This is a genomic window from Microcystis sp. BLCC-F210 (assembly GCF_042134685.1).
GTDB lineage: Bacteria > Cyanobacteriota > Cyanobacteriia > Cyanobacteriales > Microcystaceae > Microcystis > Microcystis aeruginosa_D.
Window position 1 is genome coordinate 2,134,225 of record NZ_CP169647.1, and the last position, 21,558, is coordinate 2,155,782.

The window sequence follows — 21,558 nt, forward strand, 5'->3', positions numbered from 1 at the left end:
CAAATTTTAGGTAATTGACCCTCTCAAAATCGGTAAAACCCTACATCCTACACCCTACACCCACGAAAAACTCTTTCAGCAGACCCTAAATAATCATGATTTTCTCACCACCTCCCCTCGATCGTTGTGCGTGAGAAAACGGATAATTAACTTAGTGATTAGACAAAAGGGGGTTAGGTATGGGGTTTTTTCCTTTGTCCCCGAAATACCTCCCCATCCTAACAGTCCATAATCCCTATATGTAAGGAGAATAATTAACGATGACCGAAAATAGAAACCCGATTCCTGTAGTTGTCAACGGTGCAGCCGGCAAAATGGGACGGGAAGTCATTAAAGCCGTTGCTCGTGCCGACGATATGATCTTAGTGGGGGCAGTGGATCGAAATCCAGCTTTTCGAGGTCAAGATGTGGGGGAAGTTGCTGGTTGTGAACCCCTAGAAGTGCCGATTCTTGACGATTTGCAGAGTGTTTTAGTCTTGGCAACCCAAGAAAAAGTGCAAGGGGTGATGGTGGATTTTACCCATCCCGACGGTGTTTATGACAATACCCGCAGCGCGATCGCCTACGGAGTGCGTCCCGTGGTAGGAACTACGGGATTATCAGCGGCACAACTGCAAGATTTAGCCGAATTTGCTGAAAAAGCCAGCACTGGCTGTTTAGTTATCCCTAATTTTTCCATTGGCATGGTTTTACTACAACAGGCTGCCATGCAAGCATCCCGCTACTTTGATCATGTAGAAATTATCGAACTGCATCACAATCAAAAAGCAGACGCACCCAGTGGCACTGCCATCAAAACCGCCGAATTACTGGCAGAATCAGGCAAAACCTTTAATCCTGCCCAAGTTTCCGAAAAAGAAACCCTCCCCAGTGCTAGAGGCGGTTTAACTGCTGAGAACATCCGTATTCATAGCGTGCGTTTACCCGGTTTAATTGCCCACCAAGAAGTCATTTTCGGTTCCCCCGGGGAAATCTATACCCTTCGTCATGATACCAGCGATCGCTCATGTTATATGCCGGGGGTTCTCCTCTCTATCCGCAAAGTTACTCAACTGCAATCCCTCGTTTACGGTTTAGAAAAAATCCTCTAAATCTAGATACACCACAGGAAGGAGAAAAAAAGGGCAAAGAGGAAAAATCTCGACAAATTGCCCTGAAAATCCGATCCGCTGCCTTTTCTATCCCCGAAATCGCCCGATTTACCGATTCATCTCCCGACGCAATCGAGGAACCACAATCGAGAGACGATTAAAAATATCCCTCGGAGTGACATTATGAGAGAATCCGTCATCTATCCAGATATTTTCGAGGAAGGCAGAGAGGAAATAGCATTAACCGCTAAATTAAACTCTATTCCCCATTTATCAGCCTTAGAATTAAGTCAGAAGTTTTGAATGATAGCTTCATCAAGCAAAAAAGCGACTAAAACATGATATTTCAGTTGCATTTAACTTACCATTATCATGATGCTGAACTCTTTTGCAGGAATTCTCAAGACAATCTTAAAAAGACTATCCTAATTCATAATTCCCACTTCCCCAACCTCCAACTTGCAATGTATCTCGAACACCTGCACCTTCACAGTTTTAGAAATTATGCCGAACAGTTGCTAAAATTCGAGTCCAAAAAAACAATATTATTGGGCAATAATGCTCAGGGAAAATCTAATTTACTAGAAGCGATCGAACTTTTGGCCACTCTCAAGAGTCATCGAGTCAGCAAGGATCGGGATCTAGTGCTAGAATCGGACTCAGAGGCGAGAATTTTTGCTAGGGTTAATCGTCTTTATGGCGCATCAGAATTAAGTTTAATTCTCCGTTCTTCCGGTCGTCGCACCGTGATCCGAGATCGTCAACCCCTACGCCGTCATCTCGATTTTTTGGGCGTGATTAATGCGGTACAATTTTCTAGTCTCGATCTGGATTTAGTGCGCGGGGGTCCGGAGGCTCGCCGAGATTGGTTAGATACTTTATTAATTCAATTAGAACCCCTATACGTTCATATTTTACAGCAATATAATCAGGTTTTACGACAAAGAAATGCTCTCTTAAAAGAGATTCGTAAACAGGAATTAGAGGGAAAAGTTTACGCAGATTTATCCCAACTAAAACTCTGGGATTTACAACTAGCAGAAACAGGTTCAAGAGTAACAAGAAGAAGGGCGCGAGTCCTGCAAAGATTAATTCCTTTAGCCCAAAAATGGCACGAAAGTATTAGCGGAAAAACCGAATTTTTAGAACTACAATATATCCCTAATGTGCCTTGGGTAGAAGATGATGTCAATGGGGTACAAAGGGCTTTTTTAGATAAGATTGAAACCCGTCGTTTGGCAGAGAAACAACTAGGGACATCGGTAGTCGGTCCCCACCGGGATGAAGTGGATTTTTTAATTAACCAAAACCCCGCTAAATCCTATGGTTCCCAAGGACAACAAAGAACCTTAGTTTTAGCCTTGAAATTAGCGGAATTAGAGTTACTAGAGGAGATTATCGGGGAACCTCCCCTACTACTCCTCGATGATGTTTTAGCCGAATTAGATATCGAACGACAAAATCAATTATTAGATGCGATCGAAGACCGTTTTCAAACCTTAATTACCACCACTCATCTCAGTTCTTTTGAGTCTCGCTGGTTGCAATCTTCCCAGATATTTTCTGTCAAAAAGGGACATATTTTTTATTAGTCTATAGTCTCTCTTTGTTTTGCTCTTTGTCTCTACACACCCATAATTCAATCCCCCCTTAATAAGGGGGGTATCTGACAGTTTTTAATACCTAACTACTTAATAAAAAAGGCTGTACGCCTGTTTCACTATTAGCTTAAGAATGAATTAAGCCTACTTAATTTCGCGCACTACTGGCTTACCGTCAATAATTTCACCGACGAGAATCAGATCAGCAACTCCGACAAATAAACCATTTTCTAAAACCCCCGGTATATTATTAATAGTTCTTTCCAAATCAGCCGGATCATCGATACTATCAAATTTAACATCGATAACTAAATTGCCTTGATCTGTGACCACGGGGCCGGCTTTTTTCACCCCCATGCGCAGGGAAGGTTTACCACCGAGGGCCTCTAATTTCCGCATTACCGGAGTCATGGCCATGGGTAACACTTCCACCGGCAAAAGAAAAGTCGATCCCAACTTATCCACCAGTTTATTGCCATCCACTACCACGACAAAAATATCGGCGAGACTATCGACAATTTTCTCCTGAGTATGGGCAGCACCGCCACCTTTAATCAGGTTTTTCTGGGGATCCACCTCATCGGCCCCATCGATAGCGATATCCATCTTCACGATGACATCGAGGGTAGTGAGGGGAATTCCGTACTTCCTCGCCAAAACTTGCGCTTGAAAAGAAGTAGGAACCCCGACAATATTGCTGATTTCCCCGCTTTGCAGTCTAGCGCCCAGATATTCGATCGCGTAGGCCGTCGTTGAACCAGTTCCCAATCCCACAACCGAATTGGATTGAACTAGATTAGCGGCGGCCTTACCGACCTCCTGTTTCATAAGAATGACCGGATCGATTGCTGTCATGATGCACACTCCTAAAAGCGATGTTTTGAACCTCTTAGTTATCGGCTATCCCTTGCCCTCTTGTCAATGGAATTAGGGATTAGTGGCCTGAGCTGCTAACATTTCCTTGAGTTTAGCCAATTCATTGGCCCAACGGGGATCTGGCTGTAAAGCGTCACCATCGCTGGTAACTTTCGGGGTACTGCTGCTACCCCGTTCAGCCTTGCGTTTTTTGCCGCCGCCGCCGCCACCACTACTGGATTTGCGCGGTGCTGCCGTCGTCGGTTTCGGAGTCGGTCTTTCGACTTTTTCCGGGGTTTCTACGCTGGCCTCCGTGCCTTCTGCTTCTTCTCCTTCTTCTTTACCTCCCTTGCTGCGGGGGAGAGCTTTCTCGATTTTGATCGGGTTTTCCATGAAGGATTGGCCGTTGTATTTTTCGATAAACTGGTCGGCTAGTTCATCGCTAGGGACGGTAACGAAGGCAAAACCGCGACATTTGCCGGTTTTGCGATCTTTGATGACTTTAGTGGTAATCGTATCCCCTTCATCGGCAAAAAGCGCCTGTAATTTTTCGCGCTCGACGGATTCTTTGGGCAAATTACCAACGTATAGACGAACGGACATGATGGATTCCTCCAAGTATAGGGTGATGTAAAAACTTGTGCGACATTCCGTGCCTGTATGCTGATTTTTTTAAGGCAAACAGAGCTAAGGAAGATATTTCCCAGCGATAAGCTTGTAGTTTCTGCACGATAGCGGCTGTGGCCGTCAATTTTGACTATCCTTAACGATTTCAACGAGAGGGACGGAATCTAGGGGTTACGTTTTTAGCTTTTAACAGGCCTAACCATTCAACTTACCCGATTTATGTCGCTCTTTTCGATTATTACAGAATGTTTACACAATTTGTCAAATATTTTCTCTCGCCCTGGGCTGCCTAAGTATAACTACTTAAGTATTTGTTCACAGTAAGCAAAATTTTCTGAAAACTCTTGCTAAATGTATCATTATATGCTTCTTTCCTTTCGGCGGCGGGGTATCCTAGCTAACGGGAGGGAAAAAGCAAAACCCTCTTTACAGATACATTGACACTTTGTCAAGTATTTGTTACATTAGTTAAAGAAAAGAGGTGATACCAATCACCCATCTCGCTTGTGATCAACCACTGTCTTCATTGAGGAGGAACACCATGTCTCAACCGATCGAACTTTCCTTAGAACAACAGTTCAACATTCGTTCTTTTCAGACTCAGGTAGAAAAAATGAGTCAGGAGCAAGCGCAGGACTTCCTGATCAAGCTCTACGAACAAATGATGGTCAGGGAAAATATGTACAAAGCTTTTCTCAAACACCAGTGGGGTCTAGATTCTAATCCCTGGGCCCCCCAGTAACTCATTTCACCCCTGCGGGCGACCTCTTTCTCCAGCTGGGTTTCTCCGGAAACGAGCTAGGGATGCGGGGCGCATTTCTTCACCTTTTTAGCTATTCTTAGGGAAGAATAACCGAATTGCTAGGGGTTAATTTATGTTCGAGCGCGCTTTGATCTGTACAGATCTTTTCGATGGTCTCCATCGTTTTGTCCATTGTGTGCCACACTTAGCCCTGAGCGGCTTAAAACAAGTTATCTTCCTCCACAGTATTCCGGTTTGGGAACAACCCACCCTAGCTGCCGTAGATCAAGCAAAAATTGACGCGGCCAACGACAAATTATCCCCAGCTTTAGCAAATATTCCCGACGGTATGACAGTTATTGTCGAAATCTCTAACCGTCGTCCCGTGGATGCCGTGCGGGAAATCCTCGCGCATCACTCTATTGACGTGATTTTGATGGGAAATCCCATGCGCGGTGCTGTCCAAGAAAAATTATTCGGTAGTACCAGTTTAGCGATCGCAGGTATTACCGATATTCCGCTGCTGATTTTCCGACCGCAATTATTATCAGTTTATACTCGCGATGAATTAGCCCTGCGCTGTCAGCATCTCTGGAAACATTTATTAATTCCCTACGATGGCAGTTCCGACGCGATTTATCTAATTGAACAGATAGAAAAATACGCTCAAACCCGCGCCCCTGGCTCTTTTGAGCAATGTCTTCTCCTCCGGGTAGTGGAAAACATCAGTCGCGATCCCAGTGTCACCGAATACCGTTTAAATGATGCCCGTCAACAATTAGAATCGGTGCAAGCGCGACTAGAAAAACTCGGTTTGCAAGTACAGAGCGAAGTGCGATCAGGAACACCTGTATTAGAAGTTTTGACGGCAGCAGAAGAAAACGATATCAGTGCCATCGCAGTGGCCACCTCCCATCGTTCTAATATGTTGGAATGGTTAGCAGTGCGTCGGATTAATGAAGATATTCTTCATCAACTGTGGTTTCCGCTCTTATTTTTCTCCCCCAAGGGATAAGCTAGAAAAAAGATTCTCTTGGGGATGAACCACAGAGACACAAAGAACACAGAGAGGAAGACAGATTTGATCGCTAAAATCTATCACACAAACGACAAGAGAGCCGAAGATTTTTGGGGGAAAATTAACTTAAGTAAGTAGTTATAATTAAATTAAAAATAGATTTTGCCTCTGATCCCCCCTGCCCCCCTTAATAAGGGGGGTGTCTGACAACTTTTAACAACTACCTACTTAACTGCTCGATTAATCCGACAACTTTAGCCTTAATTTCATCGCGAACTCGGCGAAAAGTTTCGATGGGTTGACCATCGGGATCATCAATTAACCAATCCTCGAAAATTTCCTGTAAAACCCATCCTTCCGGCAGATTGACACCGCAACCACATAGGGATATAACCGCATCGTAATCTTCGGGATTAAAATCCCTAATTGATTTGGAAGTTTGGTCGGTAATATCGATACCAATTTCCCCCATAACTTCGATTGCTCCGGGGTGAACTTTGGCCGCTTCTAATCCGGAACTTGTGACGGAAATTTTACCCGCGCCTAAAGTTTTAGCGAAACCTTCGGCGATTTGGGAACGACAGGAATTTTTTCTACAGGCAAACATGACTTTTTTCATGATTTTAACTCCTAGAAATTGATTTAATTAATAGCTTTATGGGCAATTGTGGCTATTTCTTCGGCGGCTTTTTCCTTTCTTTCACTATAGCGATCAGTCAGATAATCTACCTGATCTCGCAGGAGAATGGTAAACTTATAAAGTTCCTCCATCACATCAATAACTCGATCTCGATAGGGGGAATCTTTCATCGTGCCATCCTCGTGAAACTCTTGATAAGCTTTAGCCACCGAAGACTGATTGGGAATAGTAAACATTCGCATCCAACGACCAAGAATTCGCAGGGTATTAACTGCATTAAAAGATTGGGAACCTCCGCTTACTTGCATGACTGCTAAAGTGCGGCCTTGAGTGGGTCTAACCGCACCAATACTTAAGGGAATCCAATCAATTTGGTTTTTGATAATGCCGCTAATATTGCCGTGAAGTTCGGGAGAAGACCAGACTTGACCCTCAGACCATTGACTTAATTCTCGTAATTCTTGCACCTTGGCATGAGTATCGGAAACACTGCCATAAATCGGCAATTCACAGGGATCAAAAAAGCGCACTTCTGCCCCATATTCAGTGATAATTCTGGCCGCTTCTTCTGCTAATAAACGACTGTAGGAACGTGGCCGCAAAGAACCATATAGAAAAAGAATTCTCGGTTTGTGAGTCGATTGGATCATGGTGAATAATTATTTGTAAGAACTCAAGCAACGAGGATCGAGAAGGGTGGCTTTTTCTGGATCTCTGGGAAACCAAAAGGCGGTTTTTTTACAGAATTCTACCAACATTAACATCACAGGTACTTCAATCAATACCCCCACTACTGTCGCTAAAGCAGCCCCCGAATTCAATCCGAATAACATCACCGCAGTGGCGATCGCTACCTCGAAATGATTACTAGCACCAATTAAAGCAGCGGGAGCGGCATCTTCGTAAACTAAATTGAGTTTGAGAGCGGCCACATAACTAAGTAAAAAAATCAGATTAGTTTGAATAAAGAGGGGAATAGCAATCAGGAAAATATGCAGGGGATTACTAACAATTAAATCGCCTTTGAAAGCAAAGAGGAGGATTAAGGTTAACAATAAGGCAGTGATTGCCACAGGACTGAGATAGTGAAGAAAACGCGATTCAAACCAGGCGCGTCCTTTATGTTTAAAAATCCAGTGACGGCTATAGATACCAGCAATAAGCGGTAAACCAACGTAGATTAACACAGAAAAAACAATGGTCTGCCAGGGGACTACAAAATTATTAGCTGCCAGTAACCATTTACCTAGAGGAGCGTAGAGAAAAAGCATCGCTAGGGAATTGACTGCTACCATAATTAGGGTATGACCCTGGTTACTGTAGGAAAGATAGCCCCACATCAAAACCATGGCCGTACAGGGAGCAATTCCCAGTAAAATAGCTCCAGCAGTGTAGGAACTAGCTAAACTTACCGTCTGTCCTCGGATAATCTCCGTTTGACTCAACCAAGGCAGAAACAGCCAGCCGAGAAAAAATTGAGCCAGCGCCACCATGGTAAAGGGTTTGATCAGCCAATTAACCACTAAAGTTAAAATAACTGGTTTGGGAGTACGGGCAGCCCGGAGAGCTTGAGAAAAGTCGATCTTAACCATGATCGGATACATCATGAAGAAAAGACAGATGGCGATCGGAATAGAAACGTTATAGATACTCATGGCATCTAAAGTCCGCGCTACGTCCGGAAATAACCGACCGAGGGCAATTCCCGCCAAAATACAGAAAATAACCCAAAGGGTAAGGTATTTTTCAAAAACACTAAGGCTACCGCCAGCTTTGGCGGCTTTAGGATTGATTTGATTAGTCATCGCACAAAGGTGGAAAGGGAATGATGGGAGATTGGGTAATCCACCTTTATTATTTCAAAAAAAGTTGATATGTCAAGGGTAAAAGCCATTCATAAAGCTTTAATATTTCTAAAAATCTTGATTGGTTACTGATTTTCCTCGCAGAAACGAGCGGGGACGAGGGAACTAAAACGACGATATTCCGATAGATATTCTTCTAGGAGAAGAAATTGAGATAGATTTAGGCTGTAGTAGATCCAACGACCCTCTTGACGACTGCGGACTAAATTGGCTTCTTTTAGCGTTTTTAGGTGAAAAGATAATTTAGATTGGGCGATATCGAGATGGTCGCGCAATTCACAGACGCATAATTCCTGATGTCGCAACAGTTGCAGAATTTGCAGCCGTAGGGGATCCGAGAGTGCCTGAAAACCAGTATAAATCTGGGTTAACGAGTCGGGAGATGTGGCCAGAGAGTTGAACATTGAGAGGGTCCCTCGGTGGGAAGGAAATAAGAAAGCGGGAAAATTCAGAATTGCAACAAAACTTTATGTATTTTTGTATCGAATCAGGAAAACCAGCGAATCATCCCCTGTATGATAGACAATGGTTTTGACCAGAGACAATGGTTTTGACCAGATTAGCCTTTTAAATCATTGTAAACAGGTTAGGAGACATCATGGAATTATTTGCGGCTCTCAATTTAGAACCCATTTTTCAACTCACCTTCGTGGCGCTAATCATGTTAGCTGGCCCCTTTGTCATTTTCCTACTAGCTTTTCGTGGTGGCGACCTATAAAAATCGCCTCCCCCCCATTGTTATTCGTGCTTTTTTTGACTTCTCTCCTCTTTAGGGAGAGATTTTTTGTCTAAAACCCAGTCATCAGTTATCAGTTATCAGTTATCAGTCATCAGTTATCATACTGAATCTGGTTATTAAAAACTGATTATTTATTCCCCCTCGTGCATGAGTGCCTCTCCTTATATGTAGCCTATACTGTATGAATCAGTGTTATATTGGTAGCCAGGATGTGGGAAAAAGGCAAAGAAACGGTACAGACAATGAAGTTTATTCACTGGAAAAAGCAGCAGTTATTGATGATTTTTGTCCTAGCGCTGGCAATTTCAGTCGCGTGGGGGACAATTTTGCCTGTTTCTACTAAAAAGCTTCCTGCACCTAATCCCTGTAACCAACTTAGGGGAGATATTCAAAATCGGGCAAAACAAGATGCAGAAGCTGACCGGTTGAATTTTTTCAATACTGATAAGAAGAAAAAGACGATTGGTGATATTTTAAATTTGTATAAAGAGGCAAATTCTCAAGCTTCTTGTTTTCCACAGGCTCAATTATGGGATATCTATGAACAACAATATGATATTAATAAATATCCTGCCTGGATACCTGGGCTTGTTATTCTTGTTTTGGGTGGTATTGTGGGGACTGTTATTAGGGATACCTTGAAAAAATGGCTCAATCAGTCTTTAGAAGCGATTAATAAATGGATTTATAAAACCTTTGCTGGAACGCCATTATTTGAAAATATTGCTCTTAAAAAGTATCGACAGGCATTAATTGATAAATATCAAAAAGTTAATATAATTCTTCGTCCTCATCGTCCCCTAGAAATGCGGGAGATTTATGTTTCTTTAAAAGCTTTTAAAGCGAGCGATCGCTCTTTGATTGAAGCAGAAAATGCGGTGCAAAAATACCGCCGCTTAGTGGTTAAAGGTGCGCCTGGTTCGGGAAAGTCGATGTTATTAAAGTATCTAGCACTTTCCTATTCAGAAGGACGATTCAAAAATTTATCCGATCGTCCCGTGCCAATTTTACTAGAATTGAACCGCCTCAATGAGGCTAATTTGACAGTAGAAAAGTTAGAACAACAGTTAGTAGAAGTTTGCGATCGCCATAATTTTCCCAAAGCTAATCGTTTCATCTCTCAAGGTTTAAAAGACGGACGTTTGCTGCTGCTTTTAGATGGGTTAGATGAGGTTAGTAGTGGCATTCGCTCTTCTGTTGTTCGGTGTCTTAAAGACTTTTTAGAATTAGAAAAGTATAAAGAATGTCGGGTAATTATTACCTGTCGGACGGCTGTTTATCATGATGAGTTTGTCGATAACACCGAGGAAACTTTAGAGATTGACGAATTTAGTGACCAACAAATGCGCCGCTTTTTGCAAGCTTGGAAGTCGGAAATGCCGCCAGAGAAATCAGTAGAACAATTGATTCAAAACTTGCGAGCTAGACCGAAAATTATGGCACTGGCGCGGAATCCCCTACTGTTAACAATCATCGTCTATCTTTATACTGATACTCCCTTCGTTTTACCTCATTCGCGAGCCGAATTTTACACTAAAGCTACTGATGTTTTATTAGAATTGCGCGATCAAGAAAGAAATATCCCTAATCAATATAGTGGTGTCAACAAGCGGCGAGTTCTGCAACATTTAGCACTCTATGCTCAGGATAGCACTAATCGACAACAGCAAGATCGCCGCAGTCTTCTTGATTCTGAAGTATGGGAACAAGTTAAACAAGTCTTACCTTCATTAAATCTAGAGCCTAAAGAGGCTAATTCTATCGTTGATGAAATCGTCAAACGCAGTGGATTATTGCTTCGCATTGATGGCGGACAGCGTTATTATTTTCCTCATCTCACTCTACCAGAATATTTCGTAGCAGCAGCTTTAACAAACAGACAAGATGAATTAATTCAAAAATGGCAAAATGCTCCTAGCGACTGGCTAGAAATTGTCAAGTTATGGTGTGGATTGGCAAACAATAGTACGGATTTAATTACGGCGGTATATCAACAAGATACACTGACAGCATTTGAATGTTTAGCAGATGCTCAAGAAGTAAAACCAGAAGTTGCTCAGGAGATTATAGATTATTTTAAAACACAATTGAGAACCGATGAATCAATTTGTAGTGCTTTTGGCTCAGTCGCGGCTGATTTTCGTCCTAGAGGGAAAGCATTATTTGATTTTTTAGTTGCTAGTTTAGATGATTCAGCCAGCCAAAAAGCAGCGGCTCAAGCCTTATCTGCCACTAATTTGCCTCAAGCAGTAGAAAAATTAGTTATTTACTATGATCCCAATCAACCCCATTTTATAGAAGTGCGAGAAGCGTTAATCAGAATGGGAGGTTTAGCAGTCAATCAACTAGAATCTTTAGCTCGAAAAGGCTCTATAGAAGCAATGGATGATCTAGTTAAAATTGCCATACCAGAAGCGGCTGAGGCACTTGCAAGATTGCAGGAAGATCCGAACTTAAGCGGAAAAGTAAGTTTTCGACTTGCAGCACTGTTGAAGCAGTTAGAAGATAGTCAAGCTTAACGCAATCGCACTCTATCATAAAGGAAAACTAATGCTATTCAGATTCATTCGCCGACTAAAAAATCGAGCCGTCAAACAAAAGCGCCAGCCACAAGAGGTAATCGAAACGGACTTAAATTGGATTTGGCAACCTTTTGAAAATTCAAGCAATTTTCAGTTCTCTGCTACTGTCAAGAAAGTTGCTGCTGCAATTATTGAAAGCTCTGCTGATGATATTCCTAAAATCACTTTTGAAGTCGATCCTCGGTTAGTCATTCCTTTATGTGCGATTCAGTTACAAAATGAAATTAATCTGACTCAGTTGAGTTCTTTTAAAAATGAATTGGAATCGGTTTCACTTGAAAATTTAGACAATAAAATAGAGTTTGTTGATCGAGTTTTAAGTAAAATCACTCCAAACCAGCGTTGGTTATATTTATTTAATAGTCTGACACCTGAATTAAAATTTGCCTTACTGTTTCGCTTAATCAACTACCGCCTACCCACAAGAAACGACTGGCGCAATCTTTTTGAAAAAATAGAATACGAGTTTAAAAAAGGCCGAGAATATCTAATTGTTATAACTGTTGTCTTCTTGCTTTCTCTTGCATCTGTATTTGAAATATTCGCTATCATGTACAGTCAGCCAAAAAGTTGGGTTAATGGCTTGATGGCAATCACAATTGCTATTGTGCTGTATTTTTTAATAGTTTTATGGCAAGAATTTAAAGCCAAAGAAGAAAAATCAGAGCTATCAGAGCCAACTTTATTGATGCAATTGGGCTTACTGGGACCCTGGACGTTTTGCCGAGAATGGTATCGACTACTCAGAAAAAACCTAGTTTGGGAAGGGGTGACAGCTTTGTATGTGGCTAAGGCTGAAGCTGGGCTTGTGGCTGTGCCTGTGGCTGTGGCTGTGCCTGTGGCTGTGGCTGTGGCTGTGCCTGTGGTTGTGGCTGGGGCTGGGGCTGTGGCTGTGGCTTGGGCTGTGGCTTGGGCTGTGGCTTGGGCTGGGACTGTGGCTGCGGCTGTGGCTTGGGCTGGGGTTGTGGTTGGGGCTGTGGTTGCGGCTTGGGCTGCGGCTGTGGCTGTGGCTGCGGCTGGGACTGTGGCTGTGGTTGCGGCTTGGGCTGCGGCTGTGGCTGCGGCTGTGGCTGGAGCAGCGGCTATTGGCTTTGGTTTGGAAATTTGGTATCTGGCTAAAGAAGAAACAGATTTAGGATGGGTGCGATTCTTGTCGATATTAGCTTTTCCCTGGTTTTGTTGGTTTCCCATTGTATTTGGGTTTACCTCTTTTGCTCTGTATCATCGCCTATCTTGGGAATGGCAATCAATATCCCTATTTTGGCTAGTTATCTTCGGATTTTGTACTGTCCTTTGGGTGCGAGGTAAAGAATTAGAAGAAAAAGCCCGCAACCCCCTCAGAGGCCTTTTAGATGGGCAGTGATAGTCGCCCAAACAGTAATAAACTTGACGATGTTATAGAAATTCTTCTACTGTTGAGATACAGTGAACAGTAAACAATGAAATGATAACTAATTACTGATTACTGTTTACTGATCACTGTTTACTAGATCTCTTGCAAAAGTAATCAAGATATATCCTTTTGTCGGTAACAAAGTTCGTAATTGTAGATACCAGCAATCAAATTCAATCTCAGACCAAATCGCCGTCTGCGATTTCTGTATCTTGATGAAAGTATCCGAAATATTTTGAGACGACGATGAATATGTTCTATAACTATGCGCCGTTGTGATAACTGACGATTGGCTTTTTTTTGCTCTTTACTTAGTTTTTCTTTTTTCTTTTTTTATGAGGGATTTGACTGTTTTGATGGATTTTCTAAATCCATTGATAGCCTTTATCCCCTAATATTTCTATTTCCTTATTTAACCCTATTTTACTCTCTTTCCACAACCAAAAATCATGGACTCTTCCTTTCTCACAACGGACACAGATTACCTGCTCGCTTTTTTGGTCGCAACGCGCTCGCTGCGCGAGATCGGCAACGACTTGCGACTTTAATGTGTGGTATCCCTGCTTCCCGCTATAGCATGATTTCTGTTTTTTTTTGGGTCTTTCTATCTCCTGTTCTGACACATCCATCACTATTACTTCTATTTCACTATTAATTTCTAATAGGGATTTTTTTCGGTAGATTAAACAGACCTGATTTGATGAGAATATTCTCTACTTTCTTAACAATTCTATACGCCGTTGATTCGTTCACACCCCAACTATTTCCCAGATGAAAATAGGTGCGATATTCTCGCTAATATTTTAATGTTATTAGTAGTTGGTCTTCCGTACTCAATTTGCTCGGTCTACCTGTCTTTTTTTGCCAAACTTTTTCTGCCTTTAGGACTGTTACCATATCCTTAAATGTCTCTGGATAGATGCCACACAAGCGTTTGAACTCTGTTGGCTTTAAAGTTTTTACTTGTTCGTAATTCATCTTTCAATCTTAACTCTTGGACTATTTTATCTTATTTTGTCTCGACTTATGCAAGAGATCTAAAGTCTTAGGTTTTGATGGGTCAGAAGTCAGGAGTTAAGATTTTAGTGTACCTCATGAGATTGGGAAACGCTATATTAAGCAATATTACTAATTTTTTGGTATTCTTCCTCCGAGTATAAATCCGCCGGAGAAGCAAGGCGATCGAGAAAGAGGATTCCTTCCAGATGATCGTATTCGTGTTGAAAGATACGGGCCAGAAAATCGCTGAACACTTGATGGATTTCCCGACCATTGCGATCGCAATAGACCACCTCAATCCACTGATGACGGGGGACAAAACCGCGCCAATTGGGGACGCTGAGACAACCTTCCCAACCCTTGACCATTTCCTCGCTCACCTGCAAAATACGCGGATTAATCATGGCAGTGGGTGACATGATCGGAGCGTCGGGATAACGAGGATTGGGGTGAGAAGCAACGATAAACAGACGCAGAGACTGAGCAACTTGGGGCGCGGCGATTCCCACCCCGTGGGCAGCTTGTACGGTGGTAATTAGGGAATCGATCAAATTTTGACAGTCAGAATCGAGAAAATTATCAATCGCTGGTGCTTTTTGCTGTAGAATTAGATTTCCTAATTGGATGATTGTTAAAACTTGCGTCATCTGTCTAAAGATTAATTGTTTCCCTCTGAAAATCATTTTATCTTGACCGGCAAAATCTCGCTAAACTGATAGGTTTCCCCGCAGCAGCACTAGAGCAACTTTATTGATCAAAACTAACCGTGGATAGCAGCGCCCAACAACTTTGGCATAATCTCCTAGAGCGTCTAAAATTACTATTATCCCGTCCTGCTTTCGAGACTTGGTTTCAAACGGCGACGGTTAAAGAATGGCAAAACGATCGCTTAGTAATTCAGGCTGCCAATCCCTTTATTCTTAACCATCTTCAGAAAAATTATCTGTCAACAATTGCCGAAGTAGTGGAGGATATCGTCGGTTATCCCGTCGAGATTCAACTAACGGCACAACAGGGGGATTCGATCGCTATTTTCCAGCCCAACACTAGCTTAGAATCAGAATTATCCCCCACCAATCAACTTAACCCTAAATATAATTTTTCTCGTTTTGTTGTTGGTCCAACTAATCGCATGGCCCACGCAGCTGCTTTAGCGGTAGCGGAATTACCCGGACGCGAATTTAACCCACTTTTTCTCTGTGGTGGGGTGGGATTAGGTAAAACCCATTTAATGCAAGCGATCGGTCATTATCGTCTGGAATTATATCCTCAATCTAGGGTTTTTTATGTATCGACGGAACAATTTACGAATGATTTAATTACCGCTATCCGTCAAGATAGTATGGAAAATTTTCGTAATCATTATCGTCATGCCGATATATTATTAGTGGATGATCTGCAATTTATTGAAGGAAAAGAATACACTCAAGAAGAATTTTTTCATACCTTTAATACCCTGCACGAAGCGGGAAAACAGGTGGTTTTAGCCTCCGATCGCCTCCCTAAACAGATTCCCAGTTTACAGGATCGTTTAATTTCTCGCTTTTCTATGGGATTAGTGGCCGATATTCAAGCACCAGATATCGAAACTCGTATGGCAATTTTACAAAAAAAGGCCGAGTACGAAAATCTGCGTCTCCCACGAGAAGTTATCGAATATATTGCCGTTAATTATACTTCTAATATTCGCGAATTAGAGGGGGCATTAATCCGAGCTACTACTTATATTTCTATCTCTGGATTGCCGATGACAGTAGAAAATATCGCGCCGGTTTTAAATCCACCAATGGCCAAAATTGCCACTTCTCCTGAGATTATTATGGCGGTAGTAGCGGAAAAATTTCAACTCTCGATCGCTGATCTAAAGGGAAATTCCCGCCGGCGAGAAATTAGTTTTGCTCGACAGATTGGGATGTATTTGATGCGTCAACACACGGATTTAAGTTTACCGCGCATTGGCGAAGAATTTGGCGGCAAAGATCACACCACCGTTATTTATAGCTGTGATAAAATCAACCTTTCCCAACATCAAGATCGACAATTACAAGAAATCTTAGCCCAACTCATCGAGCGAATTAACTCCCTCAGTCGCAATCAGTAGTCGGGGGGAATTATGAATTATGAATTATGAATTGGGAATTATGAATTGGGAATTGGGAATCATGAATTATGAATTATGAATTATGAATTGGGAATTATGAATTGGGAATTATGAATTGGGAATTGGGAATTATGAATTATGAATTGGGAATTATGAATTATGAATTGGGAATTGGGAATTATGAATTGGGAATTGGGAATTATGAATTGGGAAGTGGGGAGCAGGGAGTGGGGAGTATTTTCAGCGAACAGTGAACAGTTATCAGTTCACTGATTACTGTTCACTGATTACTGATAACTGAGATTAACTACAGGAGAATAAATTGGCAATTGTAGCGAGGAGACGAGAGGTCATGGGTAAACTATCGATCACCATAGCTGTACATAATAACATCATGTAAAGAATGGAATATTTAAACAGCGATCGAGCCATGTCTCGATCAAAAGGATTCTGTTTTAATTGCCAAGCTTTTTTCAGGAAAACAAACCCTAAAATCAAAGCCGCTAGACCATAAACCACACCACAGGCAGCCAAGGGATAAATCAGGAGGAAAGTGAAAGGAACAACGATTAAAGTATAGAGCCAAATCTGTTCGCTAGTGGCTTCTTCCCCTTTAACTACGGGCATCATCGGGATATCTACTTCTGCATAATCATCCTTGATCATTAAAGCCAAAGCCCAAAAATGGGGAGGAGTCCAGAGGAAAATAATGGCGAATAAAATCCAGGGAATCCAACCGAGATCGCCCGTTACTGCCGCCCAACCGACGAGGGGAGGAATCGAGCCAGCCGCGCCACCGATAACAATATTTTGGACAGTATGACGCTTGAGCAGATGGGTATAAATCAGCATATAAAATGCGATACCGGTCATTGCTAAAAATCCGCTCAAAGTATTGACAAAAAAGACAAAAAGTGCTAAGGAAAGGGAAGCTAAAACGAGGGCAAAAATGAGGGCGTGGAGGGGTTGCACGCGGCCGGAGGGAATAGGGCGGGCGCGGGTGCGAAGCATGGTGTGATCGATGTCGCGATCATAGATGCAGTTTAAGGTTTGAGCGGCGGCGGCGGCGAGAGTGCCACCGAGGAGGGTAAGAAAGAGTAAGAGGGGGGAAACCTGACCTTTAGAGGCGATTTCCATAGAAGCGGCCGTAGTAATCAGCAGTAGAGGAATAATTCGCGGTTTAGTGAGTTGATAATAACTTTTAGCGACTTGTAAAAAATTATCGTGGTGGCGAAGGGCTTGAGTTCCAGTCATCGTGATTAAATCCTTAGAGATGGCTTATAGACGCGAAAGAACGATCGCGAAGGGCAAAAGTGGTAAAAGCGACGAGGGTTGCCACCAATAGCGCACCGATGCTGTGGTGGGTAATGGTTAAGGGTTCCACCTGGAGATGTAGTTTCAGGGTGGCAACGCCTAAAAACACCTGTAGGGCGACTAATCCCCCGGCGCTAAAAGCTAGTTTTTTAAAGAGAGGAGGGATAGCGGCAGCTCGCCAAGCGAAGAAAACTAGGGTTAACACCGAGATGGTGGCGGGAAAAACCCCGATAATGTGGCTATTCATCACCGTGCAGAGTTGGGAAACTGTTAAACACTGATGGGCTGCCCAACTGGAACCGACGAGACCGCCGAGGAGACATTGCAGATAAACTAGACCGGTGGCAACCATTCCCATCCCGGTTAGTTTCCCGACTGTACCTGTGCCACGGTAGGGAGTCAGACCGATAGCAATGACGATTAAGGTGGCAAAAAAGAGCAAAGCTGTGGCTAAATGGGCGGTTACGATGTCAAATCGCAGTAATTGGGTGACGGTTAATCCTCCCAGGACTCCTTGCAGGAGAATTAGAGCTAAAGCGGCGATCGCAGATGGCAACAGCCAAGTAGGAAGATGGCGACGATACCACCAAGACAGACCGACGAGAGCGATCGTACTAAACCCGATCAAAGAGGCATCGAGACGGTGAAACCACTCCAGAAATACCTGTAGATTCATCTGCTGACTGGGAATCCATTGACCGTAACAGAGAGGCCAATCGGGACAAGCTAAACCGGCGTTCATAACTCTGGTGGCAGCGCCCACCACCATGAGGGCGAAAGTAGCGATCGCAATTTTCCAGACTAAGCGGCGCATCCACACCTGAATATTGCCGGTTTCTCTTAGGGGTGTCGGGTTAAAAACAGATTCGGTCATCGGTTTGCCTGTTCTCAAGGAGTCTGTCATCAAAGATACTGGCTTGGTTTGCCAGTCAGTTATCACTGTGAATGAGTTTTTTTACGACTGGTAAAACCTTTTAGATATTCTTTAGATTTCTGGACATTTCCGTTACATTTGTTTACATAAACTCAGAATAAAACATAAAAATTAGTTATTTTAAATACTTTCCCTGAAAACGATCCCAAAGAAAAGATAAAATTCTCAGAAGATGCTGGTTAAATTTCCCATCTATAGGGGAATCATGTTTTAGCCTTGAATAAGTAGCCACTATTAAAAATATTGAAAAGACCGTGAAAATTCCCAGCAGTATCCTGACGCTTGTACTCGGGATCACCTTAACCTTAATTAGTCTCTGGTACGGCCAAAATCATGGTTTAATGCCTGTGGCCGCCTCCGAAGATGCTCAGGAGATAGATAATATCTTTAATCTGATGATGACCATCGCCACGGGACTATTTTTAATAGTTGAAGGCGTGATTGTCTATATAGTGATTCGCTTTCGCCGTAAACCCGGCGATCAAACCGACGGGCCGGCAGTGGAGGGCAATGTCCCCCTAGAAATCTTCTGGACAGCCATCCCGACGGTAATCGTTTTTATCCTTGCCGTCTATAGCTTCGAGATTTATAACAATATCGGCGGTCTCGATCCCTTGATTTCTAAAGGTGACAAAGGAGAAATCGCCCACCACGGTCATCACCACGGCACAATGATGGCCATGGGCGGCGATCGCAGAGTAGCCCTAGGTATCGGCAATTCCTACGATGGTGAAGGAGTTCCCCCCCTAGTGGTCAATGTTAAAGGTATTCAATACGCTTGGATCTTCACCTATCCCGAAACCGGCATTGTTTCCGGAGAACTGCACGCTCCCGTCAATCGTCCCGTGCAACTGAATATGGAAGCAGGGGATGTGATCCATGCTTTCTGGGTTCCCCAATTGCGTCTAAAACAGGACGTTATCCCCGGACAGGAAACGGTGTTATCGTTCACATCCAACCAAATTGGTCAATATCCGATCATTTGTGCAGAACTTTGCGGGGCCTATCACGGCGGTATGAAATCTAGCTTTGTGGTTCACTCCCAAGCCGATTACGACCAATGGGTGCAGGATAACACGATCGCCGAAGTTGACAGCGATCGAACCGTAGCTATGACCGCTAAAGATCGCTCTGATAGTCAATATTTGACCCCCTACACCGAAGAAATGGGCATAAACGGTGAAATCCTCGCCCAAGTTGCCCATCAGCAGCAAATGTAATTTTTCTTGTCATCTAAAATCTTGGCCTTATGACAGCATCAACGGAAATAACCACCCCAGCAACCGTTCCCGAGGTGATCCATCACCGCAAGTGGACGGATTACTTTACTTTCTGCACCGATCATAAAGTCATCGGGATTCAATATCTGGTGACTGCCTTTCTTTTCTTCTTTATTGGCGGTGCTTTTGCGGAAGTGCTGCGGACAGAATTAGCCACTCCCGACCCCGATTTTGTCTCCCCGGAACTATATAACCAATTCATGACCATGCACGGAACGATCATGATCTTTCTTTGGATCGTTCCGGTTGGGGCAGGTTTTGCCAATTATCTCATTCCCCTGATGATTGGGGCGGAAGATATGGCTTTTCCTCGTCTTAACGCTGTAGCTTTCTGGCTTAATCCCCCCGGCGGGCTGCTATTATTATCCAGTTTCTTTGTCGGCGCACCCCAGTCCGGTTGGACTTCCTACCCACCTCTAAGCTTAATTAGCGGCAAATGGGGGGAAGAATTGTGGATTTTGAGCCTTTTATTGATCGGGACTTCTTCGATTTTAGGCTCGATTAATTTCATCACCACGATCCTGAAAATGCGGATTCCTGAGATGGATTTGTACAGTATGCCGCTATTTTGTTGGGCAATGCTGGCCACCTCGACTCTGGTACTGCTTTCCACCCCCGTTCTCGCTTCTGCTCTCGTTCTCTTGTCCTTTGATTTAATCGCCGGCACGAGCTTTTTTAACCCTGCCGGCGGCGGCGATCCAGTGGTTTATCAGCATATGTTCTGGTTTTACTCCCATCCTGCTGTTTATATCATGATTTTGCCCTTTTTCGGCACGATATCGGAGATATTACCAGTTCATGCGCGTAAACCGATTTTTGGTTATCGAGCGATCGCCTATTCCAGTCTCACCATCTGTTTCTTGGGTTTAATCGTTTGGGCCCACCATATGTTCACCAGCGGCACCCCCGGTTGGTTACGGATGTTTTTCATGGCGGCAACTATGTTAATCGCCGTTCCCACGGGCATTAAAATCTTTAGTTGGTGTGCCACTCTTTGGGGGGGTAAACTTAGTCTCAATACGTCTTTATTATTTGGGATCGGTTTCCTGTCTTCCTTCCTCATCGGTGGTTTGACTGGGATTATGTTGGCTTCTGTTCCCTTCGATATCCACGTCCACGATACCTATTTTGTCGTCGGTCACTTCCATTATGTACTATTTGGTGGTACGGCAATGGCTCTGTTTTCTGCCGTTTACCATTGGTTCCCAAAAATGACCGGACGGATGTATAACGAAACTTTCGGTCGTATCCACTTTGTTCTCACTTTTATCGGTTTGAATTTAACTTTCATGCCGATGCACGAATTGGGATTATTGGGTATGAACCGTCGTATTGCTTTGTATGATGTGCAGTTTCAGGATTTAAATGTTCTTAGTACCGCAGGAGCTTATATTCTCGGTATATCGAGTATTCCCTTTGCTATTAATATGGTCTGGAGTGCCTTTAAAGGTCAACCTGCTGGCCGTAATCCTTGGCGCGCTTTAACCCTAGAATGGCAAACCTCCTCCCCCCCAATTATCGAGAATTTCGAGGAAATGCCGATTCTTTGGTCTGGCCCCTACGATTACGGTATTGATATGGAGGAATCGGAAGAAGAGGAATCAGTACAAGATCTCCTCGCTGAAGTGGGTGCGGAATCCCAATAATCAGTTATCAGTTATCAGTTATCAGTTATCAGTGATCAGATGTGAGTTTTCAGTTCACTGATTACTGTTTACTGGACGGCTACGCCGTGCCTTTGGCAACACTGAAAAAAAGCTTCCCACTTCCCACTGAT

20 protein-coding genes and 1 pseudogene are annotated in these 21,558 nt (G+C 43.2%); 11 read left to right on the forward strand and 10 right to left on the reverse strand.

All coding sequences use genetic code 11. The features are described 5' to 3' along the window. The first annotated feature begins 260 nt into the window (after nt 1-260). Together dapB and recF are read left to right on the forward strand one after the other, a co-directional pair. Entirely contained in the window at nt 261-1,091 is an 831-nt protein-coding gene (dapB, locus tag ACE3JL_RS10310) for a 4-hydroxy-tetrahydrodipicolinate reductase (RefSeq protein ID WP_271988783.1), read from the forward strand. Nucleotides 1,092-1,555: 464 nt separating this feature from the next. Further along, nucleotides 1,556-2,683: a DNA replication/repair protein RecF gene (recF, locus tag ACE3JL_RS10315; RefSeq protein ID WP_271988782.1), complete on the forward strand. Its 1,128-nt coding sequence runs from the start codon at nt 1,556-1,558 to the stop codon at nt 2,681-2,683. A gap of 153 nt (nt 2,684-2,836) precedes the next feature. Here recF and rpiA read toward each other — a convergent pair whose 3' ends face one another. Both rpiA and ACE3JL_RS10325 read right to left on the reverse strand, forming a co-directional pair. After that, a complete protein-coding gene (gene rpiA, locus ACE3JL_RS10320) occupies nt 2,837-3,547 on the reverse strand; it encodes a ribose-5-phosphate isomerase RpiA (RefSeq protein WP_271988780.1) in 711 nt (236 codons plus the stop codon). Nucleotides 3,548-3,619: 72 nt separating this feature from the next. Further along, nucleotides 3,620-4,150 carry an RNA-binding protein gene (locus ACE3JL_RS10325; protein WP_271988779.1) on the reverse strand — a complete coding sequence of 177 codons (531 nt, stop codon included), beginning with the start codon at nt 4,148-4,150 and terminating at the stop codon, nt 3,620-3,622. 565 nt (nt 4,151-4,715) lie between these two features. Between ACE3JL_RS10325 and ACE3JL_RS10330 the strand changes: the two genes are divergently transcribed. Together ACE3JL_RS10330 and ACE3JL_RS10335 are read left to right on the forward strand one after the other, a co-directional pair. Further along, entirely contained in the window at nt 4,716-4,916 is a 201-nt protein-coding gene (locus tag ACE3JL_RS10330) for an NblA/ycf18 family protein (RefSeq protein WP_002739006.1), read from the forward strand. A gap of 133 nt (nt 4,917-5,049) precedes the next feature. Further along, on the forward strand, nt 5,050-5,931 hold the full coding sequence (locus ACE3JL_RS10335) for a universal stress protein (RefSeq protein WP_375329409.1): 882 nt from the start codon (nt 5,050-5,052) through the stop codon (nt 5,929-5,931). Between the two features lie 223 nt (nt 5,932-6,154). Here the strand turns inward: ACE3JL_RS10335 and arsC are convergent, their stop codons facing one another. From arsC to ACE3JL_RS10355, 4 genes are all read right to left on the reverse strand, one after another. Then, nucleotides 6,155-6,553 carry an arsenate reductase, glutathione/glutaredoxin type gene (arsC, locus tag ACE3JL_RS10340; RefSeq protein WP_271988776.1) on the reverse strand — a complete coding sequence of 133 codons (399 nt, stop codon included), beginning with the start codon at nt 6,551-6,553 and terminating at the stop codon, nt 6,155-6,157. 23 nt (nt 6,554-6,576) lie between these two features. Beyond that, the gene (arsH, locus tag ACE3JL_RS10345) at nt 6,577-7,224 is read right to left on the reverse strand and encodes an arsenical resistance protein ArsH (RefSeq protein ID WP_375329410.1); all 648 of its coding nucleotides are present in this window, start codon (nt 7,222-7,224) and stop codon (nt 6,577-6,579) included. Nucleotides 7,225-7,233: 9 nt separating this feature from the next. After that, nucleotides 7,234-8,379 (reverse strand): ACR3 family arsenite efflux transporter, encoded by a 1,146-nt coding sequence (gene arsB, locus ACE3JL_RS10350; RefSeq protein WP_002780507.1) that lies wholly within the window; start codon nt 8,377-8,379, stop codon nt 7,234-7,236. Between the two features lie 125 nt (nt 8,380-8,504). Beyond that, entirely contained in the window at nt 8,505-8,843 is a 339-nt protein-coding gene (locus tag ACE3JL_RS10355) for an ArsR/SmtB family transcription factor (protein WP_375329411.1), read from the reverse strand. A 194-nt stretch (nt 8,844-9,037) separates the two neighbouring features. Here ACE3JL_RS10355 and psb30 point away from each other — a divergent pair, with 194 nt between their 5' ends. From psb30 to ACE3JL_RS10370, 3 genes are all read left to right on the forward strand, one after another. Next, nucleotides 9,038-9,157, forward strand: a complete 120-nt coding sequence (gene psb30, locus ACE3JL_RS10360) for a photosystem II reaction center protein Ycf12/Psb30 (RefSeq protein ID WP_002736367.1) — start codon at nt 9,038-9,040, stop codon at nt 9,155-9,157. 230 nt (nt 9,158-9,387) lie between these two features. Beyond that, nucleotides 9,388-11,697, forward strand: coding sequence for an NACHT domain-containing protein (locus ACE3JL_RS10365; RefSeq protein ID WP_375329412.1), 2,310 nt, complete (start codon nt 9,388-9,390; stop codon nt 11,695-11,697). Between the two features lie 31 nt (nt 11,698-11,728). After that, entirely contained in the window at nt 11,729-13,123 is a 1,395-nt protein-coding gene (locus ACE3JL_RS10370; protein ID WP_375329413.1) for a hypothetical protein, read from the forward strand. Nucleotides 13,124-13,267: 144 nt separating this feature from the next. Here the strand turns inward: ACE3JL_RS10370 and ACE3JL_RS10375 are convergent. Then, a pseudogene (locus ACE3JL_RS10375) lies at nt 13,268-14,131 on the reverse strand (IS5 family transposase). A 137-nt stretch (nt 14,132-14,268) separates the two neighbouring features. Continuing rightward, nucleotides 14,269-14,835, reverse strand: a complete 567-nt coding sequence (def, locus tag ACE3JL_RS10380) for a peptide deformylase (RefSeq protein ID WP_271992024.1) — start codon at nt 14,833-14,835, stop codon at nt 14,269-14,271. Nucleotides 14,836-14,918: 83 nt separating this feature from the next. On the opposite strand from def, the gene dnaA reads away from it, so the two are divergent. Both dnaA and ACE3JL_RS10390 read left to right on the forward strand, forming a co-directional pair. After that, nucleotides 14,919-16,253: a chromosomal replication initiator protein DnaA gene (gene dnaA, locus ACE3JL_RS10385; RefSeq protein WP_271992022.1), complete on the forward strand. Its 1,335-nt coding sequence runs from the start codon at nt 14,919-14,921 to the stop codon at nt 16,251-16,253. A 110-nt stretch (nt 16,254-16,363) separates the two neighbouring features. Further along, a complete protein-coding gene (locus ACE3JL_RS10390; protein ID WP_375329414.1) occupies nt 16,364-16,507 on the forward strand; it encodes a hypothetical protein in 144 nt (47 codons plus the stop codon). 49 nt (nt 16,508-16,556) lie between these two features. Here ACE3JL_RS10390 and ACE3JL_RS10395 read toward each other — a convergent pair whose 3' ends face one another. Both ACE3JL_RS10395 and ACE3JL_RS10400 read right to left on the reverse strand, forming a co-directional pair. Beyond that, the gene (locus ACE3JL_RS10395) at nt 16,557-17,507 is read right to left on the reverse strand and encodes a heme o synthase (RefSeq protein WP_271992018.1); all 951 of its coding nucleotides are present in this window, start codon (nt 17,505-17,507) and stop codon (nt 16,557-16,559) included. A gap of 13 nt (nt 17,508-17,520) precedes the next feature. Further along, nucleotides 17,521-18,441, reverse strand: coding sequence for a heme A synthase (locus ACE3JL_RS10400; RefSeq protein ID WP_375329415.1), 921 nt, complete (start codon nt 18,439-18,441; stop codon nt 17,521-17,523). Nucleotides 18,442-18,755: 314 nt separating this feature from the next. Here ACE3JL_RS10400 and ACE3JL_RS10405 point away from each other — a divergent pair, with 314 nt between their 5' ends. Both ACE3JL_RS10405 and ctaD read left to right on the forward strand, forming a co-directional pair. Next, nucleotides 18,756-19,721: a cytochrome c oxidase subunit II gene (locus tag ACE3JL_RS10405; RefSeq protein WP_375329416.1), complete on the forward strand. Its 966-nt coding sequence runs from the start codon at nt 18,756-18,758 to the stop codon at nt 19,719-19,721. A 29-nt stretch (nt 19,722-19,750) separates the two neighbouring features. Beyond that, nucleotides 19,751-21,427 carry a cytochrome c oxidase subunit I gene (gene ctaD, locus ACE3JL_RS10410; protein WP_271992013.1) on the forward strand — a complete coding sequence of 559 codons (1,677 nt, stop codon included), beginning with the start codon at nt 19,751-19,753 and terminating at the stop codon, nt 21,425-21,427. The last annotated feature ends 131 nt before the right edge of the window (nt 21,428-21,558 follow it).